The following is a 979-nucleotide window of genomic DNA, read 5'->3' as shown; positions in this document are numbered from 1 at the left end:
GACTTCGCCGCGCGTAGGCCGGTGACGAGGTCGGCGAGCGGCGCCTGGCACACGACCACCGTCGGCGCGATGGCGCGCAGCGCGAGCGCGGCGGCGGCCGGTGAGGCGAGCTCGGTGGCGAGCAGCGCCGGATCGTCCGACCGGAGGAACGACGCCGCGAGCCCGGCCCGCAGCTGGCCGTGCCGGCGGGCGACGTCGTCGACCAGGTAGGTGAGGGTCTGGGGGACGGGCGTCGACGAGTGTGCCGCGAAGAACGCGTGCAGCTCGGCGGCCGAGCGGCCCGAGTCGAGCGCCCGCCGCAGCGCGGCCTCCGTGACCCGGTGCACCGCCGCGCCACCGGCGGACTCGAGCTCGGCGACCAGCGCCACGTCGGCCGCGAAGGCGTGCGCCATCGGCCCCGGCACGGTGAGGGTGAGGTCGGCCTGCAGGAGGAACGTCTCCACGGGCGGCGGTAGCGCGGCCGCGGCCGCCTCCTCGACGCCCGCCCGGTCACCACCGAGCAGCGCACGTCCCACGCCGGTCAGCGCGCCCCGCGCCACGATCCCCACGACCGCGGCCTCACTGCAGATCTGCCGCACCGACGCCGCGGTGAGGCGCCGGTACCAGCGGGGATGTGCGTACCGGGCGCAGGTCTGCAGGTCCTCTGCCGACGGTGCCGTGCCCGGCGGGGCCTCGGCGAGCGCGGTCAGGACCGCCCGGCGGTCCAGCGGTGCGACGGTGCTGCGCGCAGCCGCGTTGAGCGGGCCGATCAGGCCGAGCTCGCTGCGGGTGCCGATCAGCGCCGGCCGCCGCCGCAGGTCCAGCCAGACCTGCGCCAGGTCCGCCCACCGGGACGGCGGGCGCGCCGCGAGCCAGGCGTCGACGGCGGCGGTCGGTGCGACCACGGACTCCTCGTCGACGTCCCCGTAGCCGAGCAGGTCCGCGCCGGCCAGCAGCTCCAGCCGACGCGCGTACCGCTGGGGCGAGGACGGTCTGGGCG

The 979-nt window shown here is 77.9% G+C and carries 1 protein-coding gene; it reads right to left on the bottom strand.

Going from position 1 to position 979, the window contains the following annotated elements; genetic code table 11:
- A partial coding sequence (locus ABD908_RS27425) for a helicase-associated domain-containing protein (protein WP_345002084.1) occupies window positions 1-979 on the bottom strand: 979 nt, incomplete at both ends.

The organism is Tsukamurella soli, assembly GCF_039541155.1.
Classification (GTDB): domain Bacteria; phylum Actinomycetota; class Actinomycetes; order Mycobacteriales; family Mycobacteriaceae; genus Tsukamurella; species Tsukamurella soli.
Note: the sequence above shows the minus strand (reverse complement) of the source record. Positions and strands in the feature narration are given on the sequence as shown.